The following is a 24,598-nucleotide window of genomic DNA, read 5'->3' as shown; positions in this document are numbered from 1 at the left end:
GTGGAGGCAATTTTTCCGTGACCAATCAATTGAGGTAGACTTGGCGCCACTCTGTTGTTGGACGACGCCCATGAAACTGCTCCCCCATGCCCCTTTGAACGATCTCAACACCCTGGGTCTGGCGGCCCGCGCCGACTGGCTGGTCACGCTGGAGCAGCCCGACGAGTTCGCCGCCTTGCGCTGCGACCCGCGTTGGGCCGGGCTCCCCAGGCTGGTGCTGGGCGGGGGCAGCAATGTGCTGTTTACCTGCGACTTTGCCGGGCTGGTGCTGCTTAACCGTCTGCGCGGCATCACGGTGACCGATGAGGGGGAGAGCTGGCTGCTGCACGTGGCGGCCGGTGAGAACTGGCACCATCTGGTGTGCCACGCCCTGGAGCAAGGCATGCCGGGGCTGGAGAATCTGGCGCTGATCCCCGGCTGCGTGGGGGCCGCGCCGGTGCAGAACATCGGTGCCTACGGGGTCGAGCTGGCGCGTTTTTGTGCCTACGTGGATACCCTGCGCTGGGCCGATGGGGAGTCCGAGCGGATAGCCGCAGCCGACTGCCGCTTCGGCTATCGCGACAGCATCTTCAAGCATGAGTATCAGGAGAGTCACCTCATCACCGCAGTGGGGCTGCGCCTGCCCAAGGCGTGGCAACCGGTGCGTGGCTACGGGCCGCTGGCCGCCCTCGGTGAGCAGCCGACGCCCCAGGCCATCTTCGATACCGTGTGTGCCACCCGCATGGCCAAGCTGCCGGATCCGGCGCGGCTCGGCAACGCCGGCAGCTTCTTCAAAAACCCCGTGGTGCCGACGGCGCTGGCCGAGCGGCTACGAAGCGACTACCCCACCATGCCGAGCTACCCGGCTGGCGAAGGGCAGGTCAAGCTGGCCGCCGGCTGGCTCATCGAGCAGTGCGGGCTCAAGGGGTTTAGCATCGGCCAGGCGGCAGTGCATCAGGAGCAGGCGCTGGTGCTGGTGAACTGTGGCGGGGCAAGCGCCCACGAGCTGCTCACCCTGGCGGCCCATGTGCGCGATACGGTGGGGGCGCGCTTCGGGGTGCGGCTGGAGCATGAGGTGCGCTTCATGGGGGCCACCGGGGAAACCACGCTCGATGAGGTGATGGCATGACGTTGACACCGGTGCGCCAGGCGCTGCTTGAGATCCTGGCTGATGGTGAATTCCACTCCGGTGAGCAGCTCGGTGAGCGGCTCGGCATCAGCCGGGCGGCGGTGAGCAAGCATGTGGCCGCGCTCAAGACCCTGGGCCTCGACATCTACAGCCTGACCGGTCGCGGCCACCGCCTTGCCCTGCCGCTGGCGCTCTACGATCGGGAGTGGTTGCAGCAGCAGTTGCCGCTGGCGCCGGTTCACGTCTTCCCGGTGATCGACTCCACCAACCAGTATCTGCTGGAGCGGGTTGATAGGCTCGATTCGGGCACCCTCTGTCTGGCCGAGTGCCAGAGCGCTGGCCGTGGCCGCCGTGGCAAGTTGTGGGTCTCACCGTTCGGCTGTCAGCTCATTGTCAGCCTCTACTGGCGGCTGGAGTTGGGGATGGCCGCCGTGATGGGGCTCAGTCTGGCGATCGGGGTGGCGGTGGTCGACGCCCTGGAAGAGCTGGGTTATCACGGGGTGCAGCTCAAGTGGCCCAACGATCTCTACTATCAGGGGCGCAAGCTGGCCGGCATCCTGGTTGAGATGAGCGGGAGCGCCGGCAGTCTTTGTCACGTGGTGGTCGGTGTGGGGGTCAATCTGGCGATGCCGCAGGCCGAGGCCGACAAGATCGATCAGGCCTGGGCCGAGCTGCGCCAGGTGCGCAGCGAGCCGGTCGATCGCAACCTGCTGGCAGCCCGGGTCGCTGGGGGATTGCAGCGGGCGATGCTGCGTTTCGAGCAGGATGGGCTGGGGGCCTTCGTGGCGCGCTGGAACCAGCTCGACAGTTTCCAGGGGCGTCCAGTGCGGCTGCTGATGGGCGATCAGGAGATCCGTGGCATCGCCCGCGGGGTCGATGAACGGGGCGCCCTGCGCCTGGAAACGGAGGAGGGGATCCAGGTCTTCTTCGGTGGTGAGCTGTCGCTGCGCCCGGTATGAGCGCCACACGTAGCCGTTTATTCCATATTTTCAGCATCACCCTCGGCCCGCCATAGTGCGGGCCAGATTTTTCTAGACATTCATCATGTAATTGGCCAATTTAGACGCCTTTTTCGACAGACAGCGTCCCAAAGATAAAAAAGGAAGTGCAATGAACCCTGTGGTTATCGCGGTCAGCCTGATGCTGGTGCTCAGCCTGCTGCGAATCAATGTCGTGGTGTCACTGAGTATCGGTGCCATCGTCGGTGGCTTGGTGGGGGGGCTCTCCCTCTCCGATACGCTCTCCGCTTTTAGCGGTGGGCTGGGGGGCGGCGCCGAGATCGCCCTCTCCTATGCCATGCTGGGGGCGTTTGCCGTTGCCATCTCCCGCTCCGGCATCACCGATCTGCTGGCGCGCAAGGTGATCGACCAGCTCGGCAAGGAGGCCAGCCCTAACCGGATCATGTGGGTCAAGGCGCTGCTGCTGACCGCCGTGCTGCTGGTCTCTATCTCCTCGCAGAACCTGATCCCGGTGCACATCGCCTTCATCCCGATCCTGATCCCGCCGTTGTTGCACGTGATGGCCCAGATGCAGATCGACCGCCGCCTGGTGGCCTGTGTCATCACCTTCGGCCTGACCGCGACCTATATGCTGTTGCCGGTGGGCTTTGGTGGCATCTTCCTCAACAACATCCTGGCCAAGAACCTGATCGACAACGGCGTGCCGGTCGCGTCGGGCCAGTTGTCGCTGGCGATGGCAATCCCGGTGGCGGGCATGTTCCTCGGTCTGCTGGTGGCGGTCTTTATCACCTATCGCAAGCCGCGCCAGTATGACGTGGCTCAGATCCTAGCGGCCGAGCCGGAGAGCACCGAGCTCAACCTGAAGCACATCTGGGTGGCACTGCTGGCCATCGCGGTGGCGCTCGGCCTGCAATTGACCACCGACAGCATTGTGTTGGGGGCTCTGGCCGGTTTCGTGATTTTCACGCTGGGCGGCGTTATTCCGTTTCGCGAGAGTCAGGATGCCTTTACCCAGGGGGTGCGCATGATGTCGCTCATCGGCTTCATCATGATCTCCGCCGCCGGCTTTGCCGCCGTGATGAAGGCCACCCACGGGGTCGACACCCTGGTGCAGGCCGTCAGCGGAATGATGGAGGGGCACAAGGGGATCGCCGCCTTCATGATGCTGCTGGTGGGGCTGCTCATCACCATGGGGATTGGCTCCTCTTTCTCCACCGTGCCCATCATCGCCACCATCTATGTGCCGCTGTGCATCCACCTCGGCTTCTCGCCGCTGGCCACCATGTCTCTGGTCGGCGCCGCCGGCGCGCTGGGGGATGCGGGCTCACCGGCTTCCGACTCGACGCTGGGCCCGACCTCAGGCCTCAACGCCGACGGCCAGCATGATCACATCTGGGACAGCGTGGTGCCGACCTTCATCCACTACAACATTCCCTTGCTGGGCTTTGGTTGGGTGGCGGCCATGGTGCTGTAATCCAGGACGCGACTATCGCCTGTTTGGCAGGTGTCGAGCGCAAAAAAAGGTGGCCAATGGCCACCTTTTTTTATTCCTGATGCGAGTGCTTACTTGCGCAGCTTGACCTGCTCCACCGCGTGTTCCGGTCCCTTGGTCAGGATCAGGTTGGCGCGTTCGCGGGTCGGCAGTATGTTCTCAACCAGATTGCGGTAGTTGATGTCCTGCCAGATGTTGCTGGCGATGGCCACTGCCTCCTCTTCACGCAGCTGGGCGTAGTGGTGGAAGTAGGAGTCAGGATCGGCGAAGGCGCCGCTGCGGAACTTGAGGAAGCGCTCGATGTACCAGGTTCGCAGCAGATCGGTCTCGGCATCCACATAGATGGAGAAGTCGACGAAGTCGGAGACGAAGACCCGGTGCGGGTGCAGGGAGTCGATGCCGCTTTGCAGCACATTGAGCCCCTCCAAGATCAGGATATCCGGCTGCTCGACCACCTTCTTCTCATCCGGGACTATGTCATAGACGAGGTGGGAGTAGACGGGGGCCTCGACCCGCTCGTGACCTGCGCGGATATTGGCGACGAACTCGACCAGCTGTCGGATGTCGTATGACTCGGGGAAGCCCTTGCGATGCATCAGACCGCGCTCTTCCAGCACCTGGTTAGGGTAGAGGAAGCCATCGGTGGTGATGAGCTCAACCTTGGGATGCTCTGGCCAGCGTTCCAGCAGAGCTTGCAGGATCCGCGCCGTGGTGCTCTTGCCGCCAGCGACGCTGCCCGCGATGCTGATGACATAGGGGATGCGGCCACGGGTCTGGCCAAGAAACTGCTCCAGCACTCTGCTACGGCGCTGCTTGGCCTTGATATAGAGGTTGAGCAGGCGCGACAGGGGCAGATAGATGGTCTCGACTTCATGCAACGAAACCCGCTCATTGATGCCACGCAGTGTTTGCAGATCCTGCTCGGTCAGCGTCAAGGGTACGGCGTCGCGCAGGAGCGACCACTGCTCGCGGCTGAATTGCAGGTAGGGGTTGTGGTCTGTTGTCATGATGTCATCGATAGGTAATCGGGCAGGGCGACCTTACACCATGGGCGAGGGACGCCACAAGAAAAAGCGCGGCCAGTCAGCCTCCAAAATCGCGCAAGACAGCGGCTGGCGGGCGATTCAGGGCTACAGGTGTTGCATCCCCCCGAGGGTTACAATAAAATGCGCGACGCTTTAGATGTCGGCCGTCTTTTTTGTATGAAAAAGCGGCAGAGCAACGGGTGCAAGCACAAATGCCGTTGCGACGCTGAAGTGACCGGAGGGGTTCCCGAGTGGCCAAAGGGATCAGACTGTAAATCTGACGGCTCTGCCTTCGAAGGTTCGAATCCTTCTCCCTCCACCATTTCTCTGCGGTTTGAGTTATCTGGGTTAGAGAAGTGCGGGCATCGTATAATGGCTATTACCTCAGCCTTCCAAGCTGATGATGCGGGTTCGATTCCCGCTGCCCGCTCCAAGATGCTGATATAGCTCAGTCGGTAGAGCGCATCCTTGGTAAGGATGAGGTCGGCAGTTCGATTCTGCCTATCAGCACCACCTCTCTCTATCTCACCGATTTCATCCGCATGTAATAAACTGTTCTGTGGTTAGCTTGCCACCGCGTACTCAGCGTTAGTTTAGAGGGACGATCATGTCTAAAGAGAAATTTGAGCGTAATAAACCGCACGTTAACGTGGGTACCATCGGCCACGTTGACCACGGTAAGACCACCCTGACCGCCGCCATCACCAACGTGCTGGCCAAGCACTACGGTGGTAAGGCCTTCGCCTTCGACCAGATCGACAAGGCCCCGGAAGAGCGTGAGCGTGGTATCACCATCAACACCTCCCACGTAGAATACGACACCCCGACCCGTCACTACGCCCACGTAGATTGCCCGGGTCACGCCGACTACGTTAAGAACATGATCACCGGTGCTGCCCAGATGGACGGCGCGATCCTGGTAGTTGCAGCGACTGACGGCCCGATGCCGCAGACCCGTGAGCACATCCTGCTGGGTCGTCAGGTAGGTGTTCCGTACATCATCGTGTTCATGAACAAGTGCGACATGGTTGATGATGAAGAGCTGCTCGAGCTGGTAGAAATGGAAGTGCGTGAGCTGCTGAACGAGTACGACTTCCCGGGCGACGACCTGCCGGTAGTACGTGGTTCTGCTCTGAAGGCACTGGAAGGCGACGCCCAGTGGGAAGAGAAGATCATCGAGCTGGCAGGCCACCTGGATGCATACATCCCGGAGCCGGAGCGTGCCATCGACATGCCGTTCCTGATGCCGATCGAAGACGTATTCTCCATCGCAGGCCGTGGTACCGTAGTAACCGGTCGTGTAGAGCGTGGTATCGTGAAGGTAGGTGAAGAAGTCGAGATCGTCGGCATCAAGGACACCACCAAGACCACCTGTACCGGTGTAGAAATGTTCCGTAAGCTGCTGGACGAAGGTCGTGCAGGCGAGAACATCGGTGCGCTGCTGCGTGGCGTGAAGCGTGAAGACGTAGAGCGTGGTCAGGTACTGGCCAAGCCGGGTACCATCACTCCGCACACCAAGTTCGAATCCGAAGTGTACGTACTGTCCAAGGACGAAGGTGGCCGTCACACCCCGTTCTTCAAGGGCTACCGTCCGCAGTTCTACTTCCGTACCACCGACGTGACTGGCACCATCGAACTGCCGGAAGGCGTAGAGATGGTGATGCCGGGCGACAACATCAAGATGGTTGTTACCCTGATCTGCCCGATCGCGATGGACGACGGTCTGCGCTTCGCAATCCGTGAAGGTGGCCGTACTGTTGGCGCCGGCGTTGTTGCCAAGGTTATCGAATAATCAAGGCTTACAATGAATAATGAAAGCCCCTATAATAGGGGCTTTCTTATGCAGGGGCGTAGTTCGAATTGGTAGAACAGCGGTCTCCAAAACCGATGGTTGGGGGTTCGAGTCCCTCCGCCCCTGCCATATACCTCGCCAAGTGCGGGGCTTTTGTGTCTTTGATAACGTCAGATACAGGTAGGTTGTATGAATGTGAATCCTGAGAGCCAGGGCGGAAGCAAGGATACCCTGCTTTGGGGCCTGGTTTTCATCATCCTGGCAGCCGTAGTTGCAGGGAACTGGGCCGTAGGTGAGTACTTCAAAGAGGTACACACTCTGGTCCGTGTTCTCGGCGTAGTTGTCGCCATCGCCGTCGCCGGCGTACTTGCATTGCAGACCACCAAGGGGAAGGCCACGCTGGCTTTTGCCCGTGAATCCCGCCTGGAAGTCCGCAAGGTCGTATGGCCGACTCGCCAGGAAGCCATTCAGACAACCCTGATCGTGCTGGCAGTGACTGCTGTGATGGGCTTGCTGCTGTTCGTTCTGGACGGAGCCTTGGTCTGGCTGGTCAACTTGATTACCGGTGTGTAAGGAAAAACCATGACTGAGCAACGTGAACAACGTATGAGATGGTATGTCGTGCAGGCATTCTCTGGCTATGAAGGCCGGGTTGCCAAGTCGCTGCGCGAGTATATCAAGATGCACGGCATGGAAGATAAATTCGGTGAGGTACTGGTTCCGACCGAAGAAGTGGTCGAGATGCGTGCCGGCCAAAAGCGCAAGAGTGAGCGCAAGTTTTTCCCAGGCTATGTTCTGGTGCAGATGACCATGGACGAAACCTCCTGGCACTTGGTGCGCAGTGTTCCGCGCGTCATGGGCTTCATCGGCGGCACTTCAGACCGTCCGGCCCCGATTTCCGATAAGGAAGCCGATGCCATCCTGAACCGTCTGCAAGATGCTCATGACAAGCCGAAGCCGAAGACCCTGTTTGAGCCGGGTGAAATGGTGCGTGTGGCCGATGGCCCGTTTGCCGATTTCAACGGTGTCGTCGAGGAAGTCGACTACGAGAAGAGCCGTCTGAAGGTTTCTGTGCTGATCTTCGGTCGTTCCACCCCGGTGGAGCTGGACTTCAGTCAGGTCGAGAAGGCCTGATTAAATCCTGCACATTATGTGTTGTCAGGGGCCGCGATTATCAATATAATTCGCTGCCCCTTTTTTAGTTGGGGAGCCGTTTGCAGGAGCATGTCTCCGAGGCGTTAGAACCCATATTTGAGGTAATTTTGTAATGGCTAAGAAAGTCACAGCTTATATCAAGCTGCAGGTTGCTGCTGGTGCAGCCAACCCGTCCCCCCCTGTTGGTCCGGCACTGGGTCAGCACGGTGTGAACATCATGGAATTCTGTAAGGCGTTCAACGCTCGTACAGAGAAGCTGGAAAAGGGTTCCCCGACTCCGGTCGTGATCACCGTTTACAGCGATCGCTCCTTCACCTTCGAAACCAAGACTCCGCCCGCAGCCTTCCTGCTGAAGAAAGCGGCTGGTATCAAGTCTGGTTCTGCCAAGCCGAACAAAGACAAGGTCGGTAAAGTGACCATTGCTCAGCTGGAAGAGATCGCCAAGACCAAAGAGCCGGACATGACTGGTGCCGATCTGGCTGCCAAGGTTCGTTGCATCGCCGGTTCCGCCCGTTCCATGGGCCTGGTAGTGGAGGAATAAGACGATGGCTAAACTGTCCAAGCGCATGCGCGTTATTCGCGAGAAGGTTGACGGTACCAAAGAGTACGGTATCAGCGAAGCCGTTGCTCTGCTGAAAGAACTGGCTACCGCCAAGTTCGTTGAAAGCGTAGACGTCGCCGTAAACCTCGGCATCGACGCTCGTAAGTCCGACCAAAACGTTCGTGGCGCCACTGTGCTGCCGCACGGCACCGGTCGTGACGTTCGCGTTGCTGTGTTCACCCAGGGTGCCAACGCCGAAGCCGCCAAGGCTGCCGGTGCTGATCTGGTGGGCATGGATGATCTGGCTGACCAGGTCAAGAAGGGTGAAATGAACTTCGACGTCGTCATCGCCTCTCCGGATGCCATGCGCGTTGTTGGTCAACTGGGTCAAATCCTGGGCCCGCGTGGTCTGATGCCGAACCCGAAGGTTGGTACTGTAACCCCGAACGTTGCTGAGGCCGTCAAGAACGCCAAGGCTGGTCAGGTTCGTTATCGTAACGACAAGAACGGTATCATCCACACTACCCTGGGTAAGGTTTCCTTCACTGAAGAACAGCTGAAAGAAAACCTGGAAGCGCTGCTGGTTGCCCTGAAAAAGGCCAAGCCGTCTTCCGCCAAGGGTCAGTACATCAAGAAGGTAAGCGTCTCCACCACCATGGGTGCTGGCGTCGCGGTTGACCAGGCCTCCCTGAGCACCCAAGCCTAATTGATCTGATTTACAAGGCGCAAAATTTGAACTACAATTTTGCGCCTTGAGTTTGGTTGGGGGCTTCGACCTCCGTCCAAGACCGCAGGTGGTTGAAAAACCTTAATTTCCCTGCGTAGACGGTGCCGGAAACCCAGCGAGATAGAATTCTGTCTCTTCTGGAATCCTGCCACCGATATCGTTCCCCGTAAGGGGTGTTTTATTTCTGGGTCACGGTGGCCCAGGTTCAATCCAGGAGTTAAGCCAATGGCATTGGGACTCGAAGACAAAAAGCAGATTGTTGCTGAAGTCAACGAAGCTGCCAAAGGCGCCCTGTCCGCAGTGGTTGCCGATTCTCGCGGCGTTACTGTAGACAAGATGACCGCCCTGCGTAAGAGCGCTCGTGAAGCCGGTGTGTATATGCGCGTTGTGCGTAACACCCTGCTGCGTCGCGCTGTTGAAGGTACCGAATTCGCGTGCCTCAACGACGCTTTCAGCGGTCCGACCCTGATCGCATTCTCCAACGAACACCCGGGCGCTGCTGCTCGTCTGTTCAAGGAGTTTGCCAAGGCGAACCAAAAGTTCGAGATCAAGGCTGGCGCTTTTAACGGTGAGTTTATCGCCGCTGCACAAATCGATCGTCTGGCCACGCTGCCGACTTACGAAGAAGCAATTGCAAAGCTGATGGCTACCATGAAGGAAGCCGCCGCTGGCAAGCTGGTTCGTACCATCGCTGCTGTCCGCGATCAGAAAGAAGCTGCTTGATTCTCGCCTCTATAGGCAGTTTAAGTTAATTCAACATCAGGAATTTTTGTCATGTCTATCACTAAAGACCAAATCATCGAAGCCGTTGCTTCCATGTCCGTAATGGACGTAGTTGAGCTGATCTCCGCCATGGAAGAGAAGTTCGGTGTTTCCGCCGCTGCTGCCGTTATGGCTGGCCCGGCTGCTGCCGCTGACGCTGCTGAAGAGAAGACCGAGTTCGACGTAGTACTGACCAACGCCGGTGCCAACAAGGTTGCCGTCATCAAGGCTGTACGCGCTGCTACCGGTCTGGGCCTGAAGGAAGCTAAGGATCTGGTTGAATCCGCTCCGGCTAACCTGAAGGAAGGCATCTCCAAGGACGAAGCTGAAGCTCTGAAGAAAGAGCTGGAAGCTGCCGGTGCCTCCGTTGAGATCAAATAATCTGCATTTATGTAGATTAGCCTGATTCATTTCGGGCTAGGGCTGGTGAATTTTTATTCACCGGCCCTTTTGCGCTGTAGACTGAGAGCATTTCACACCGTTTTCGTCTCTCAGAATCGCAGCCCTGGACGACCCTGTTGTCCGGTCTACAAAAACGGTGTTGAGACAGAGCTGCCCTATTGGGCAGAGTGGGTCACTTATCAGCGAGCTGAGGAACCCTATGGTTTACTCTTATACCGAAAAAAAACGCATTCGTAAGGACTTCGGTAAGCGAGACCAGGTACTGGACACGCCTTATCTGTTGTCCATTCAGCTGGACTCCTTCAAGCAGTTCATCGAGGCTGACCCGGAAGGTGCGTACGGCCTTGAGGCTGCCTTCCGTAGCGTTTTCCCGATCACCAGTTACTCCGGTAGTGCTGAGCTTCAATATGTCAGCTATCGCCTGGGTGAGCCGGTATTTGATGTAAAAGAATGCCAAATCCGTGGAGTGACCTACTCCGCGCCGCTGCGCGTAAAACTTCGCATGGTCCTCTATGACCGTGAAGCGGCAGCCGGCACCGTCAAAGACATCAAAGAACAAGAAGTGTACATGGGCGAAATTCCGCTCATGACCGACAACGGTACCTTTGTCATCAACGGTACCGAGCGTGTGATCGTCTCCCAGCTGCACCGCAGCCCGGGTGTCTTCTTCGATCACGACAAGGGCAAGACCCACTCCTCCGGTAAGGTGCTGTATAACGCTCGCGTTATTCCCTACCGTGGTTCCTGGCTGGATTTCGAGTTCGATGCCAAGGACAACCTGTTTGTCCGTATCGACCGTCGCCGTAAGCTGCCGGCTTCCATCATCCTGCGTGCGCTGGACTTCACCACCGAAGAGATCCTGGCCACCTTCTTCGACACCATCCGTTTCGAGATCAAGGATGGCAAGCTGATGATGGATCTGGTGCCGGAGCGCCTGCGTGGCGAGACCGCTACCTTCGATATCGTTGCCAATGGCAATGTGGTCGTTGAGAAGGGTCGTCGTATCACCGCCCGTCACATCCGCCAGCTGGAAAAAGACGCCATCACCCAGATCGAGGTACCGGTTGAGTATGTTGTGGGCAAGGTTTCCGCCAAGGATTACCTGAACCCGCAGACCAGCGAGCTGGTCGTGACCGCCAACCAGGAATTGAGCCTGGAGGCGATCGCCAACCTGTCCCAAGCCGGCTTCAAGCATTTCGAGGTCCTGTTCACCAACGAACTGGATCACGGTGCTTATATGTCCGAGACCCTGCGCATCGACTCCAGCACCAACCGTCTGGAAGCCCTGGTAGAAATCTACCGCATGATGCGTCCGGGCGAGCCGCCCACTCGTGAAGCCGCCGAGCAGCTGTTCGAGAACCTGTTCTTCGCTTCCGAGCGTTATGACCTGTCCACCGTGGGTCGCATGAAGTTCAACCGTCGTCTGGGTCGTGAAGACGAGACTGGCGTCGGTGTGCTGACCAAGGACGACATCGTCGAGGTCATGCAGCGCCTCATCGACATCCGTAACGGTAACGACGAAGTGGACGATATCGACCACCTCGGTAACCGTCGTATCCGTTCCGTCGGTGAAATGGCCGAAAACCAGTTCCGCGTCGGTCTGGTCCGTGTTGAGCGTGCCGTCAAGGAGCGCCTGTCTCTGGGCGACCTGGACGCGTTGATGCCGCAGGATCTGATCAACGCCAAGCCGATCTCTGCCGCGGTCAAGGAGTTCTTTGGTTCCAGCCAGCTGTCCCAGTTTATGGACCAGAACAACCCGCTGTCCGAAGTGACCCACAAGCGCCGTATCTCTGCGCTGGGCCCGGGCGGTCTGACCCGTGAGCGTGCCGGCTTTGAAGTTCGAGACGTACACCCGACCCACTACGGTCGTCTGTGCCCGATCGAGACGCCTGAAGGTCCGAACATCGGTCTGATCAACTCGCTGTCCGTCTACTCCCGTACCAACGAGTACGGCTTCCTCGAGACCCCGTACCGCAAGGTGAACGACGGTGTGATCACCGATGAGGTTGAATACCTCTCCGCTATCGAGGAAGGCAAGTATGTGATCGCACAGGCTAACGCTGCGACCACCGAAGACGGCCGCCTGAAGGACGAGCTGATCCCCTGCCGTCATAAGGGTGAATCCACCTTCATGAACGCCGATCAGATCCAGTACATGGATGTGAGCCCGCAACAGATCGTTTCCGTTGCAGCGGCCCTGATCCCGTTCCTTGAGCACGATGACGCGAACCGCGCACTGATGGGTTCGAACATGCAACGTCAGGCCGTGCCGACCCTGCGCTCCGACAAGCCGCTGGTTGGTACCGGTATGGAGCGTGCGGTGGCCGTTGACTCCGGTGTGACCGTCGTTGCCAAGCGTGGCGGTATGGTTGACCAGGTCGACTCCTCCCGCATCGTGATCAAGGTGAACGAAGATGAGCTGATGCCTGGCGAAGCCGGTATCGACATCTACAACCTGACCAAGTACACCCGTTCCAACCAGAACACCTGTATCAACCAGCGCCCCTGCGTGATGCTGGGTGAGCCGGTGATGGCGGGCGACGTGCTGGCTGACGGCCCGTCTACCGACCTGGGCGAACTGGCGCTGGGCCAAAACCTGCGCGTCGCGTTCATGCCGTGGAACGGTTACAACTTCGAAGACTCCATCCTGCTTAACGAGCGAATCGTTCAGGAAGACCGTCTGACCACCATCCACATCCAGGAACTGGCCTGTATCTCCCGTGATACCAAGCTGGGCCCGGAAGAGATCACCGCTGACATCCCGAACGTGGGTGAGGCCGCGCTGTCCAAGCTGGACGAGTCCGGTATCGTCTACGTCGGTGCCGAGGTGAAGGGTGGCGATATCCTGGTTGGTAAGGTGACCCCGAAGGGCGAAACCCAACTGACCCCGGAAGAGAAGCTGCTGCGCGCCATCTTTGGTGAGAAGGCCTCCGATGTGAAGGACTCCTCCCTGCGCGTGCCGAACGGCGTCTACGGTACCGTGGTCGACGTGCAAGTCTTTACCCGCGATGGCGTGGAGAAGGACAAGCGTGCCAAGGAAATCGAAGAGATGCAGCTCAAGCAGGCCAAGAAGGACCTGACCGAGGAGTTCAAGATCCTCGAGAACGGTATCTTCGGTCGTGCCCGCAACCTGCTGACCTCTGCCGGTTACAGCGAAGACAAGCTCTCCAAGCTGGATCGCACCAAGTGGTTCGAGCTGGCCATCGAAGACGAAGGCAAGCAGACCGAGCTGGAGCAGATCGCCGAACAGCACGTCGAGCTGAAGGCTGACTTCGACAAGAAGTTTGAGAACAAGCGTCGCAAGATCATCCAGGGCGATGACCTGGCGCCGGGCGTGCTGAAGATCGTTAAGGTCTATCTGGCCGTTAAGCGTCGCATCCAGCCGGGTGACAAGATGGCGGGCCGTCACGGTAACAAGGGTGTGGTCTCCAAGATCAACCCGGTCGAAGACATGCCGCATGACGAGTTCGGCCGTCCGGTCGACATCGTACTGAACCCACTGGGCGTACCTTCCCGTATGAACATCGGTCAGATCCTCGAAGTTCACCTGGGCCTGGCGGCCAAGGGGATCGGCGAGAAGATCGATCGCATGGTCAAGGAGCAGCGCGAACTGCACGAGATGCGCAACTTCCTGCAACAGGTCTATGACCTGGGCGAGAAGGACAGCCAGCAGGTCGACATCGCCGAGCTCTCCGACCATGAAGTTCGTATTCTGGTTGAGAACCTGCGTAAGGGTCTGCCGGTCGCCACTCCGGTGTTCGACGGTGCCAAGGAGCGTGAAATCAAGGCGCTGCTGAAGCTGGCCGATCTGCCGGAATCCGGTCAGATCACCCTGATCGACGGTCGCACCGGCAAGCCGTTCGAGCGCAAGGTTACCGTTGGCTACATGTACATGCTGAAGCTGAACCACTTGGTAGACGACAAGATGCACGCGCGTTCTACCGGTTCCTACAGCCTGGTTACCCAGCAGCCGCTGGGTGGTAAGGCGCAGTTCGGTGGTCAGCGTTTCGGTGAGATGGAAGTGTGGGCCCTGGAGGCTTACGGTGCGGCATATACCCTGCAGGAGATGCTGACCGTCAAGTCCGACGATGTGAACGGCCGTACCAAGATGTACAAGAACATCGTGGATGGCGACCACCGCATGGAGCCGGGCATGCCCGAGTCCTTCAACGTGTTGCTGAAGGAAATCCGCTCCCTGGGTATCAACATCGAGCTGGAAGAAGAGTAAGAGCAAGCTCTTATTGTTCACAAATTGACGTGGGCGCCCCGCAAGGGGCGCCGAGGTTAGACTCCTGACAGGGGAAACACGTGAAAGACTTACTCAAGTTTTTGAAGGCTCAGACCAAGACCGAAGAGTTTGATAGCATCAAGATCGGTCTGGCCTCTCCCGACATGATCCGTTCGTGGTCGTTCGGTGAGGTCAAGAAGCCTGAGACCATCAACTACCGCACCTTCAAACCGGAGCGTGATGGTCTGTTCTGTGCCCGTATCTTCGGACCGGTGAAGGACTACGAGTGTCTGTGCGGCAAGTACAAGCGCCTCAAGCACCGTGGCGTGATCTGCGAGAAGTGCGGCGTCGAAGTGACCCAGACCAAGGTGCGCCGCGAGCGCATGGGCCACATCGAGCTGGCCAGCCCGACCGCTCACATCTGGTTCCTGAAGTCGCTGCCGTCCCGTATCGGTCTGCTGCTGGACATGACCCTGCGTGACATCGAGCGCGTGCTCTACTTCGAATCCTATGTGGTGATCGAAGCGGGCATGACCGATCTCGAGCGCAGCCAGATGCTGACCGAAGAGCAGTACCTGGACAAGCTGGAAGAGTGGGGTGATGAGTTCGACGCCAAGATGGGTGCCGAAGCCATCCTCGAGCTGCTGCGCGGCATCGATCTGGAAGGCGAAGTGCGTACCATGCGCGAAGAGCTGGATCAGACCAACTCCGAGACCAAGCGCAAGAAGACCACCAAGCGTCTGAAGCTGATGGAAGCCTTCCTGCAATCCGGCAACAAGCCGGAGTGGATGATCATGACCGTGCTGCCGGTGCTGCCGCCGGATCTGCGCCCGCTGGTGCCGCTCGACGGTGGTCGTTTCGCGACCTCCGATCTGAACGATCTGTACCGCCGCGTGATCAACCGTAACAACCGTCTGAAGCGCCTGCTCGACCTGGCTGCCCCGGACATCATCGTGCGCAACGAAAAGCGTATGCTGCAGGAATCTGTAGATGCGCTGCTGGATAACGGTCGTCGTGGCCGCGCCATCACTGGCTCCAACAAGCGCCCGCTGAAGTCCCTGGCTGACATGATCAAGGGTAAGCAAGGTCGTTTCCGTCAGAACCTGCTCGGTAAGCGCGTCGACTACTCCGGTCGTTCCGTTATCACCGTAGGTCCGACCCTACGCCTGCATCAGTGCGGTCTGCCCAAGAAGATGGCCCTCGAGCTGTTCAAGCCCTTCATCTATGGCAAGCTGGAAACCCGTGGTCTGGCGACTACCATCAAGGCTGCCAAGAAGATGGTGGAGCGCGAGGAAGCGGTCGTTTGGGACATCCTGGACGAAGTGATCCGCGAGCACCCGGTCATGCTGAACCGTGCGCCGACCCTGCACCGTCTGGGTATCCAGGCGTTCGAACCGACCCTGGTCGAAGGCAAGGCCATCCAGCTGCACCCGCTGGTGTGTGCCGCGTTTAACGCGGACTTCGATGGTGACCAGATGGCGGTACACGTTCCGCTGACCCTGGAAGCCCAGCTCGAAGCGCGCGCCCTGATGATGTCCACCAACAACATCCTGTCGCCCGCCTCCGGTGAGCCGATCATCGTGCCGTCCCAGGACGTGGTCTTGGGTCTGTACTACATGACCCGTGCCCGCATCGCCGCCAAGGGCGAAGGCATGGTGCTGTCTAGCCCGAAGGAAGCCGAGAAGGTGTACCGCGCCGGTCTGGCCGACCTGCACGCTCGCGTCAAGGTTCGCATCACCGAGTACGTGAAGAACGAAGCCGGTGAGCTGGTTGCCAAGACCGAGATGAAGAACACCACGGTCGGTCGTGCCATCCTGAGCCTGATCCTGCCGAAGGGCATGGAGTACGCGCTGATCGATCCGCCGATGGTGCTGACCGAGGCCGCTAAGGCCGATCTGGCTGCCAACCCGCAGAACTGGATCAAGTACGTCTCCAACCAGGCCATGGGCAAGAAGCAGATCTCCCGTCTGCTGAACACCTGCTATCGCAAGCAGGGCCTGAAGGACACCGTCATCTTCGCTGACCAGCTGATGTACACCGGTTTCCACTATGCAGCCCTGTCCGGTGCCTCCGTAGGCATCGACGACATGCTGATCCCGGATGCCAAGAAGGACATCATCGCCGCCGCCGAAGCCGAAGTCGCCGAGATCCAGGATCAGTTCCTGTCCGGTCTGGTGACCGCGGGCGAACGCTACAACAAGGTTATCGACATCTGGGCCAGCGCCAACGAGCGTGTCTCCAAGGCCATGATGGAGAACCTGTCCAAGGAGCGCGCCGTCAACTCCCTGGGCGAAGAGGAAGAGCAAGCCTCTTTCAACAGCATCTTTATGATGGCTGACTCCGGTGCACGGGGTTCTGCTGCCCAGATCCGTCAGCTGGCCGGTATGCGTGGCCTGATGGCGAAGCCGGACGGCTCCATCATCGAAACCCCGATCGTGGCGAACTTCCGTGAAGGTCTGAACGTACTGCAGTACTTCATCTCCACTCACGGTGCTCGTAAGGGTCTGGCGGATACCGCGCTGAAGACCGCGAACTCCGGTTACCTGACCCGTCGTCTGGTTGACGTGGCGCAGGACATGGTGGTGACCGAGAGCGACTGTGGCACCGTTGAAGGTCTGTGGATGGCTCCGCTGATCGAAGGTGGTGACGTGGTCGAGCCGCTGCGTGAGCGCGTGCTGGGTCGTGTGGTGGCGGAAGACGTCATCAAGCCGGGTACCGAGGACGAGATCCTGGTGGCTCGCAACACCCTGCTCGACGAGCATCTGTGTGACCTGCTGGAGCGCAACTCCGTCGACCGTGTGAAGGTACGTTCTGCCATCACCTGTGAGACTGACTTCGGTATCTGCGCCCACTGCTACGGCCGAGATCTGGCCCGTGGCCACCTGGTGAACGGTGGTGAAGCGGTCGGTGTTATCGCCGCCCAGTCCATCGGTGAGCCGGGTACCCAGCTGACCATGCGTACGTTCCACATCGGTGGTGCTGCATCCCGTGCCGCGGCCGAGAGCAGCATCCAGGTGAAGAACACCGGTACCATCAAGCTGCAGAACGCCAAGTTCGTTCACAACAGCGACGACAAGCTGGTTATCACCTCCCGTTCTACCGAACTGACCATCATGGACGACATGGGCCGTACCAAGGAAAGCCACAAGCTGCCCTACGGTGCCGTGTTGGAAGTGAAGGACGGCCAGGCTGTGAACGCAGGCGAGACCGTTGCTAACTGGGACCCGCACACCCACCCGATCATCACCGAAGTGGCCGGTCGTATCCACTTCGAACACATGATCGATGGCGTGACCATCACTCGTCAGACCGACGAGCTGACCGGTCTCTCCTCCATCGTCGTGCTGGACGTCAACGAGCGTCCGAGCGCCGGTAAGGAGATGCGTCCGACCGTGAAGCTGCTCGATGCAGCCGGCAACGACGTGATGATCCCGGGTACCGATGTCGCCGCCCAGTACTTCCTGCCGGGCAAGGCGATCGTCAACCTGGAAGATGGTGCCAACGTGAACGTGGGTGACGCGGTTGCGCGTATCCCGCAGGAATCCGGCGGTACCAAGGACATCACCGGTGGTCTGCCGCGCGTTGCGGATCTGTTCGAAGCGCGTCAACCGAAAGAGCCGGCCATCCTGGCCGAGATCTCCGGTACCATCTCCTTCGGTAAGGAGACCAAGGGCAAGCGTCGTCTGGTGATCACTCCGACCGAGGGCGGCGACGCCTACGAGGAGATGATTCCGAAGTGGCGTAACCTGAACGTCTTCGAAGGTGAAAAGGTCACCAAGGGTGAAGTGCTGGCCGACGGTCCGGAATCTGCACACGATATCCTGCGTCTGCGTGGTATCAGCCCGGTCGCCAACTACATCGTTAACGAAGTGCAGGACGTTTACCGTCTGCAGGGCGTTAAGATCAACGACAAGCACATCGAAGTCATCGTACGTCAGATGCTGCGTAAGGGTGAGATCATGAACTCCGGTGATTCCGAGTTCATCGATGGCGAGCAGGTGGAAATTGCCCGCGTCAACATCGCCAACCGTCGACTGGTTGCCGAAGGTAAGACGCCGGCGACGTTCCGTCACGTGCTGATGGGGATCACCAAGGCTTCTCTGAGCACCGAATCCTTCATCTCCGCGGCCTCCTTCCAGGAGACTACCCGCGTACTGACCGAAGCCGCCGTTGGTGGCAAGCGCGATGAACTGCGCGGTCTGAAGGAGAACGTGATCGTGGGTCGTCTGATCCCGGCCGGTACCGGTTTTGCGTACCACCAGGGCCGCATCACCAAGCGCGCTGCCGCAGCGCGTGACGTGGGTGTGCCGCAGGTGACCGCCGACGAGGCGCAGCAGAACCTGGCGGATCTGCTGAACGCAGCCGGTAGCTTCGACGAAGAGTAAGCTGCTGCTGATAGAAAGGGCTCCTGCGGGAGCCCTTTTTTTATCCTGCCGACTGGCGTAGTGTGTCAGGTCGGCCCGGATCAGGATGATCTGACTCAAGCTTATGAAGCAAAAAATCAAAAAAAGTTGACAAGCCTTGGCCGGCTCTGAAAACTCGACAAAGTTATGTGGTTTTACAGGGGGGACCATGACGGTCGGTATAGAGGAAGCGCTGTTGCCTGAAGAGGCAGCAATTGGATGCGCATTTACCGCAGAAGACAGGGAATTGTTGCGCTCCTATGAAGGGGTGGTATTGGGCATGGCCGAGTTGTTCGGCAAACACTGCGAAGTGGTGCTCCATTCCCTGGAAAACCTGCACGAATCAGTCATCAAGATTGCCAACGGGTTCAACACCGGGCGCACCGAAGGGGCGCCGATCACCGATCTGGCACTGCGCATGCTTAAGGACATCGAAACGACCGGGCTGGATTATACCCAGAGCTACTTTACCCGCAGTCGTACCGGTGCCCTGATGAAGTCGACCACCATCGCTATCCGTAACAAGGAGCAGCGGGTCATCGGCCTTATTTGCATCAACTTACACATCAATGCGCCGTTTCACGAGTTTGTGGCCGAGTTTTTCCCGACCCCGCAACAGGTGGAACGGCATACACCCGAGACGTTTGCCAATAGTGTCGAAGAGCTGGTTGCTCAGACGGTGGACAACACCATCGACGAGATCAACCGGGACCCGACGGTGGCCAATAACGCCAAGAATCGTTTCATCGTGACTCAGTTGTTCGAGAAGGGGATCTTCGATATCAAGGATTCCATCAACTTGGTGGCGGACAAGCTGAATATTTCCAAACACACCGTCTATCTCTACATCCGGCAGCGCAAGCAGGGTGAAGAGGAGAGCGAATAATTGCCAAACAGGGGGATAACTTAATGGCAAAACAGATCATTGCAACCGACAAGGCGCCGGCCGCCATCGGCCCCTATGTTCAGGGTACCCGGCTGGGCGACCTGATCTTCACCTCAGGCCAGATCCCGCTCGACCCGGCGACCATGGAGATCGTCAACGGGGGGATCGAGGTGCAGGCTGAGCAGGTGATGAAGAATCTGCTGGCCGTGCTGGAAGAGGCGGGCTCGGGGGCCGACAAGGTGCTCAAGACCACCTGCTTCCTGAGTGATATGAATGACTTCGTCGCGTTCAACCAGGTCTATGCCAAGTACTTCGGTGAATCCGCTCCGGCCCGCTCTTGCGTCGAAGTCGCTCGGTTGCCGAAAGATGTGAAGGTGGAAGTCGAAGCCATCGCCCACGTCTGAGCAATACCCTGTGCATGAAAGCCCCTCTGGGGCTTTTTTGTTATCCTGCATCTCCCTAGAATGGGCGTTTGCAGCAAAGAGAGTGGATCCATGAGCCTGACATTTGCCATCCTGGTCACGGCCCCCCCTTATGGCATCGAACGAGCCCATAGCGCCTACCGCTTCGCTCGCCAGGTGCTGGAGCAGGGGCATCGCATCAGCCATCTGTTCTTCTATGGGGATGGTGTGGCCAATGCCAATTTTCTCCATGCCCCGGCTAGCGATGAAGTGGACTTGGTTCAGCGCTGGCGTGAGTTGGCCGAAGGAGAAGGGCTGTGCCTTGATGTCTGTGTCGCGGCCGCGATGCGGCGCGGGGTCATCGATGCGGGCGAGGCGCAGGCTCAAGGCAAGGCGCAGCATAACCTGGCTGCACCGTTTGTGATGAGTGGCTTGGGTCAGTTGGCTGAGGCGGCCCTCGAGGCCGATCGCTTCGTGCAATTTTGAGCTGGAGTCCTTCATGAACCCGATTGCCTTCATCACCCGCCATGCTCCGCACGGTAGCGCTTATGGTCGCGAAGCCCTCGACGCAGTATTGGCGACCTCTGCACTGACCGAGGATCTCGCCCTCTTCTTTATCGGTGACGGTGTGTATCAATTGCTGGCCGGTCAGCAACCTGAGGGGGTAGGGCAGCGCCACTATGCCCCCACGTTCCGCATGCTCGAACTCTATGACATCGAGCAAGTCTATGTGTGCGCCGACTCCCTGGCCGAGCGTGGCTTGACGCGGGATGATCTACTCATTCCGGTTACTCTGTTGTCCCGCAGTGAGCTGGTTGTCTGCTGGCAACGCTTCCCGACCCACATCACATTCTGAGGCTTCCATGCTGCATTTGGTCATGAGCTCTCCTTTCACCTCTTCGGCACTGGAACAGTACCTGGCTTATCGCTCTGCCGATGATGCGCTGGTGTTGCTGCAAGATGGGGTGATTGCGGCGAGTGCGCCACAACATGCCTCTCGCTTGCAGGGGGTGGCGCTGTATGTGCTGGAGGAGGATCTCAAGGCGCGTGGCCTTGAGGCGAAGGTCGGTACCCTGATCACGATGACCGGCTTGGTTGATCTGGTGGCCCGCCTCGGCTCGCCCCACAGCTGGCCCGAGTGATCCGAAAAGAGCGCTACCCGATCATTTGCCGGGCAAGAATTGTATAAATCTTGACTCACGTCCCATGTAGACCTAGAATTTCGCGTCCCCGTGTATGCGGGGAGGATTTTTCACATGTTTATGAAGTCATTATCAGGAGCCTTTTGATGGCAACTATCAACCAGCTGGTGCGCAAGCCGCGTGTCAAGAACGTGTACAAGAGCAACGTTCCGGCACTCGAAGCCTGCCCTCAGAAGCGTGGCGTGTGCACCCGTGTATACACCACCACCCCGAAGAAGCCGAACTCCGCTCTGCGTAAAGTTTGCCGTGTGCGTCTGACCAACGGTTTCGAAGTCACCTCCTATATCGGTGGTGAAGGTCACAACCTGCAAGAGCACAGCGTTGTGCTGATCCGTGGCGGTCGTGTTAAGGACCTGCCGGGTGTGCGTTATCACACCGTTCGCGGCGCCCTCGACTGCGCTGGCGTTAAGGATCGTAAGCAAGCTCGTTCCAAGTACGGTGTGAAGCGCCCGAAAGCTTAATGGTTCTCCGTTAAGTAAGGCCAAACGTTAATACGTTATCTAGTTAAAAACTTTCTAGTTTTGGGTAACCCCTGAAGTTCACGGAGAATTTGAAATGCCAAGACGTCGTGTTGTTGGTCAGCGTAAAATCCTGCCGGATCCCAAGTTCGGATCTGAGCTGCTGGCCAAGTTCGTCAACGTAGTAATGGTTGACGGTAAGAAATCTGTTTCCGAAGCCATCGTATACGGTGCCCTGGATATCATTGCCACTAAGACTGGCAAAGAGCACCTGGCCGTATTCGAAGAGGCTCTGGACAACATCCGTCCGGCCGTCGAAGTTAAGTCTCGTCGTGTCGGCGGTGCAACCTATCAGGTGCCGGTAGAAGTGCGTCCGGTACGTCGCAATGCCCTGGCAATGCGCTGGCTGGTTGAGGCCGCTCGTAAACGTGGTGAAAAATCTATGGCTCAGCGCCTGGCAGGTGAACTGCTGGATGCAGCCGAAAACAAAGGCGCCTCCGTCAAGAAGCGTGAAGACGTGCACCGCATGGCTGAAGCGAACAAGGCTTTCGCTCACTTCCGCTGGTAATCCGCCTGCGCAGGGCCTATGGGCTCTGCGCATCTTTTGCAGACCTAAGGACTATTCCTTAGTAAGAGGATGACAATGGCTCGTACAACCCCCATTGAGCGTTACCGTAACATCGGTATCTCCGCTCACATCGACGCAGGTAAGACCACTACCACCGAGCGTGTTCTGTTTTATACCGGTGTAAACCATAAGATCGGTGAGACCCATGAAGGGACTGCCACCATGGACTGGATGGCGCAGGAGCAGGAGCGTGGTATCACCATTACTTCCGCTGCGACCACCGCTTTCTGGTCCGGCATGGGCAAGCAGTTCCAGCCGCACCGCATCAACATCATCGATACCCCGGGTCACGTGGACTTTACCATCGAGGTAGAGCGTTCCATGCGTGTTCTGGACGGTGCCGTGATGGTTTACTGTGCCGTAGGTGGTGTTCAGCCCCAGTCTGAGACCGTATGGCGTCAGGCTAACAAGTACAAAGTTCCCCGTATCGCGTTCGTCAACAAGATGGACCGTACCGGTGCTAACTTCCTGCGCTGCGTTGAGCAGATCAAGACCCGTCTGAAGGGCGTTCCGGTTCCGCTGCAACTGAACATCGGTGCAGAAGAGAACTTTAAGGGCGTCATCGACCTGGTCAAGATGAAGGCCATCAACTGGAACGAAGCCGACCAAGGCGTGAGCTTCACCTATGAAGACGTTCCTGCTGAGCTGGAAGCCAAAGCACTTGAGCTGCGTCAGAACCTGATCGAAGCTGCTGCTGAAGCCTCCGAAGAGCTGATGGAGAAGTACCTGGGCGGTGAAGACCTGACCGAGGAAGAGATCAAGGGTGCTCTGCGCCAGCGCGTGCTGAACAACGAAATCATCCTGGTTACCTGTGGCTCCGCGTTCAAGAACAAGGGCGTACAGGCCATGCTGGATGCCGTGATCGACTATCTGCCGGCCCCGACCGACGTTCCGGCCATCGATGGCCTGAAGATGGACGGTGAGACCAAAGACGAGCGTCACGCTTCCGATGACGAGCCGTTCTCTGCTCTGGCGTTCAAGATTGCCACCGACCCGTTCGTGGGCAACCTGACCTTCTTCCGCGTCTACTCCGGTGTGGTTAACTCCGGTGACTCCGTGCTGAACTCCGTTAAGGACAAGCGCGAGCGTTTTGGCCGTATCGTACAGATGCACGCCAACAAGCGTGAAGAGATCAAGGAAGTACGCGCGGGTGACATCGCGGCTGCCATCGGTCTGAAGGACGTTACCACTGGTGACACCCTGTGTGACGAGAAGGCCCCGATCATCCTCGAGCGTATGGAATTCCCGGAGCCGGTAATCTCCATCGCGGTTGAGCCGAAAACCAAGGCTGACCAAGAGAAGATGGGCCTGGCACTGGGCCGTCTGGCTCAGGAAGACCCGTCCTTCCGTGTATGGACCGACGAAGAATCCGGTCAGACCATCATCGCCGGTATGGGCGAGCTGCACCTGGACATCATCGTTGACCGTATGCGTCGCGAGTTCAAGGTTGAAGCCAACGTAGGTAAGCCGCAGGTTGCCTATCGTGAAACCATCCGCAGCAAGGCGGTGGACATCACTGGTAAGCACGCCAAGCAATCTGGTGGTCGTGGTCAGTACGGTCACGTGGTTATCGACATGTACCCGCTGGAAGAAGGCAAGGGCTACGAGTTCGTTAACGACATCAAGGGTGGCGTGATTCCGGGTGAATTCATCCCGGGCGTCGACAAGGGTATCCAAGAGCAGCTGAAGACTGGTCCGCTGGCCGGCTATCCGGTAGTAGACCTGGGTGTTCGTCTGCACTTCGGTTCTTACCACGATGTGGACTCTTCCGAACTGGCGTTTAAGATCGCTGCTTCTATGGCGTTCAAGGACGGCTTCATGAAGGCCAGCCCTGTTCTGCTCGAGCCGGTGATGAAGGTCGAAGTTGAGACCCCGGAAGACTACATGGGTGACGTGATCGGTGACCTGAACCGTCGTCGTGGCATCATCGAAGGCATGGAAGATGGCCCGTCCGGCAAGATCGTACGCGCCATGGTTCCGTTGGCTGAGATGTTCGGCTACGCTACCGACCTGCGTTCCGCTACCCAGGGTCGTGCCTCCTACTCCATGGAGTTCGGCAAGTACTCTGAAGCTCCGAACAACATTGCCCAGGCAGTGATTGACGAGCGCAAATCCAAGTAATTTCAGAATCCCCGCCTGCGACGGCAGGCGGGTTTAACCTAGAAGGACTACGTCGTGTCTAAAGAAAAATTTGAGCGTTCCAAGCCTCACGTAAACGTGGGTACCATCGGCCACGTTGACCACGGTAAGACCACCCTGACCGCCGCCATCACCAACGTGCTGGCCAAGCACTACGGTGGTAAGGCCTTCGCCTTCGACCAGATCGACAAGGCCCCGGAAGAGCGTGAGCGTGGTATCACCATCAACACCTCCCACGTAGAATACGACACCCCGACCCGTCACTACGCTCACGTAGATTGCCCGGGTCA

Annotated in this window: 22 protein-coding genes and 4 tRNA genes; 25 read left to right on the top strand and 1 reads right to left on the bottom strand. The window is 58.5% G+C overall.

Annotated elements, in window-relative coordinates:
- Positions 1–70: 70 nt before the first annotated feature.
- The 3 genes from murB (at position 71) to BN1134_RS16380 (ending at position 3,541) form a co-directional block, all read left to right on the top strand.
- Entirely contained in the window at positions 71–1,108 is a 1,038-nt protein-coding gene (gene murB, locus BN1134_RS16390) for a UDP-N-acetylmuramate dehydrogenase (RefSeq protein ID WP_042048527.1), read from the top strand.
- A complete protein-coding gene (birA, locus tag BN1134_RS16385; protein WP_042048525.1) occupies positions 1,105–2,067 on the top strand; it encodes a bifunctional biotin--[acetyl-CoA-carboxylase] ligase/biotin operon repressor BirA in 963 nt (320 codons plus the stop codon). The genes murB and birA overlap by 4 nt, the downstream gene beginning before the upstream one ends.
- 151 nt (positions 2,068–2,218) lie before the next feature.
- The gene (locus tag BN1134_RS16380) at positions 2,219–3,541 is read left to right on the top strand and encodes a Na+/H+ antiporter family protein (RefSeq protein WP_042048523.1); all 1,323 of its coding nucleotides are present in this window, start codon (positions 2,219–2,221) and stop codon (positions 3,539–3,541) included.
- 89 nt (positions 3,542–3,630) lie between these two features.
- Here the strand turns inward: BN1134_RS16380 and coaA are convergent, their stop codons facing one another.
- Positions 3,631–4,566 (bottom strand): type I pantothenate kinase, encoded by a 936-nt coding sequence (gene coaA, locus BN1134_RS16375; RefSeq protein ID WP_042048522.1) that lies wholly within the window; start codon positions 4,564–4,566, stop codon positions 3,631–3,633.
- A gap of 255 nt (positions 4,567–4,821) precedes the next feature.
- Here coaA and BN1134_RS16370 point away from each other — a divergent pair.
- From BN1134_RS16370 to BN1134_RS18965, 22 genes are all read left to right on the top strand, one after another.
- Positions 4,822–4,906: transfer RNA gene (locus BN1134_RS16370), tRNA-Tyr, on the top strand.
- A 36-nt stretch (positions 4,907–4,942) separates the two neighbouring features.
- Positions 4,943–5,017: transfer RNA gene (locus tag BN1134_RS16365), tRNA-Gly, on the top strand.
- A gap of 4 nt (positions 5,018–5,021) precedes the next feature.
- Positions 5,022–5,097, top strand: a tRNA-Thr gene (locus tag BN1134_RS16360).
- A 94-nt stretch (positions 5,098–5,191) separates the two neighbouring features.
- Complete coding sequence (gene tuf, locus BN1134_RS16355; RefSeq protein WP_042048519.1) at positions 5,192–6,376, top strand: elongation factor Tu; 1,185 nt, start codon at positions 5,192–5,194, stop codon at positions 6,374–6,376.
- Positions 6,377–6,428: 52 nt separating this feature from the next.
- A tRNA-Trp gene (locus tag BN1134_RS16350) sits at positions 6,429–6,505 on the top strand.
- Between the two features lie 60 nt (positions 6,506–6,565).
- On the top strand, positions 6,566–6,949 hold the full coding sequence (secE, locus tag BN1134_RS16345) for a preprotein translocase subunit SecE (RefSeq protein ID WP_042048518.1): 384 nt from the start codon (positions 6,566–6,568) through the stop codon (positions 6,947–6,949).
- A 9-nt stretch (positions 6,950–6,958) separates the two neighbouring features.
- Positions 6,959–7,510, top strand: a complete 552-nt coding sequence (gene nusG / locus BN1134_RS16340) for a transcription termination/antitermination protein NusG (protein WP_042048515.1) — start codon at positions 6,959–6,961, stop codon at positions 7,508–7,510.
- A 133-nt stretch (positions 7,511–7,643) separates the two neighbouring features.
- The gene (gene rplK / locus BN1134_RS16335; RefSeq protein ID WP_042048514.1) at positions 7,644–8,072 is read left to right on the top strand and encodes a 50S ribosomal protein L11; all 429 of its coding nucleotides are present in this window, start codon (positions 7,644–7,646) and stop codon (positions 8,070–8,072) included.
- 4 nt (positions 8,073–8,076) lie between these two features.
- The gene (rplA, locus tag BN1134_RS16330; protein ID WP_042048513.1) at positions 8,077–8,778 is read left to right on the top strand and encodes a 50S ribosomal protein L1; all 702 of its coding nucleotides are present in this window, start codon (positions 8,077–8,079) and stop codon (positions 8,776–8,778) included.
- Between the two features lie 246 nt (positions 8,779–9,024).
- Positions 9,025–9,522: a 50S ribosomal protein L10 gene (rplJ, locus tag BN1134_RS16325; RefSeq protein WP_042048512.1), complete on the top strand. Its 498-nt coding sequence runs from the start codon at positions 9,025–9,027 to the stop codon at positions 9,520–9,522.
- A gap of 51 nt (positions 9,523–9,573) precedes the next feature.
- The gene (rplL, locus tag BN1134_RS16320; protein WP_042048511.1) at positions 9,574–9,942 is read left to right on the top strand and encodes a 50S ribosomal protein L7/L12; all 369 of its coding nucleotides are present in this window, start codon (positions 9,574–9,576) and stop codon (positions 9,940–9,942) included.
- A gap of 220 nt (positions 9,943–10,162) precedes the next feature.
- A complete protein-coding gene (gene rpoB, locus BN1134_RS16315; protein ID WP_084214848.1) occupies positions 10,163–14,191 on the top strand; it encodes a DNA-directed RNA polymerase subunit beta in 4,029 nt (1,342 codons plus the stop codon).
- Positions 14,192–14,271: 80 nt separating this feature from the next.
- On the top strand, positions 14,272–18,576 hold the full coding sequence (rpoC, locus tag BN1134_RS16310) for a DNA-directed RNA polymerase subunit beta' (RefSeq protein ID WP_042048509.1): 4,305 nt from the start codon (positions 14,272–14,274) through the stop codon (positions 18,574–18,576).
- A 187-nt stretch (positions 18,577–18,763) separates the two neighbouring features.
- The gene (locus BN1134_RS16305; protein ID WP_042048508.1) at positions 18,764–19,480 is read left to right on the top strand and encodes a helix-turn-helix transcriptional regulator; all 717 of its coding nucleotides are present in this window, start codon (positions 18,764–18,766) and stop codon (positions 19,478–19,480) included.
- A 23-nt stretch (positions 19,481–19,503) separates the two neighbouring features.
- The gene (locus BN1134_RS16300; RefSeq protein WP_042048507.1) at positions 19,504–19,884 is read left to right on the top strand and encodes a RidA family protein; all 381 of its coding nucleotides are present in this window, start codon (positions 19,504–19,506) and stop codon (positions 19,882–19,884) included.
- A gap of 90 nt (positions 19,885–19,974) precedes the next feature.
- A complete protein-coding gene (gene tusD, locus BN1134_RS16295; RefSeq protein WP_042048506.1) occupies positions 19,975–20,367 on the top strand; it encodes a sulfurtransferase complex subunit TusD in 393 nt (130 codons plus the stop codon).
- A 13-nt stretch (positions 20,368–20,380) separates the two neighbouring features.
- Positions 20,381–20,737, top strand: coding sequence for a sulfurtransferase complex subunit TusC (gene tusC / locus BN1134_RS16290; RefSeq protein ID WP_042048505.1), 357 nt, complete (start codon positions 20,381–20,383; stop codon positions 20,735–20,737).
- 7 nt (positions 20,738–20,744) lie between these two features.
- A complete protein-coding gene (gene tusB / locus BN1134_RS16285; RefSeq protein ID WP_042048504.1) occupies positions 20,745–21,023 on the top strand; it encodes a sulfurtransferase complex subunit TusB in 279 nt (92 codons plus the stop codon).
- Positions 21,024–21,169: 146 nt separating this feature from the next.
- Positions 21,170–21,544, top strand: a complete 375-nt coding sequence (rpsL, locus tag BN1134_RS16280) for a 30S ribosomal protein S12 (RefSeq protein WP_005360265.1) — start codon at positions 21,170–21,172, stop codon at positions 21,542–21,544.
- Positions 21,545–21,638: 94 nt separating this feature from the next.
- Positions 21,639–22,109 (top strand): 30S ribosomal protein S7, encoded by a 471-nt coding sequence (gene rpsG, locus BN1134_RS16275; protein ID WP_042048503.1) that lies wholly within the window; start codon positions 21,639–21,641, stop codon positions 22,107–22,109.
- 75 nt (positions 22,110–22,184) lie between these two features.
- The gene (gene fusA / locus BN1134_RS16270; RefSeq protein WP_042048502.1) at positions 22,185–24,290 is read left to right on the top strand and encodes an elongation factor G; all 2,106 of its coding nucleotides are present in this window, start codon (positions 22,185–22,187) and stop codon (positions 24,288–24,290) included.
- Positions 24,291–24,344: 54 nt separating this feature from the next.
- On the top strand, positions 24,345–24,598 hold a 254-nt coding region (locus tag BN1134_RS18965; protein WP_232300670.1), incomplete at its 3' end, for a GTP-binding protein.

The organism is Aeromonas simiae, from assembly GCF_000820125.1.
In the GTDB taxonomy this organism is placed as follows: Bacteria; Pseudomonadota; Gammaproteobacteria; order Enterobacterales; family Aeromonadaceae; genus Aeromonas; species Aeromonas simiae.
This window is presented reverse-complemented; position numbering and strand designations above follow the sequence as displayed.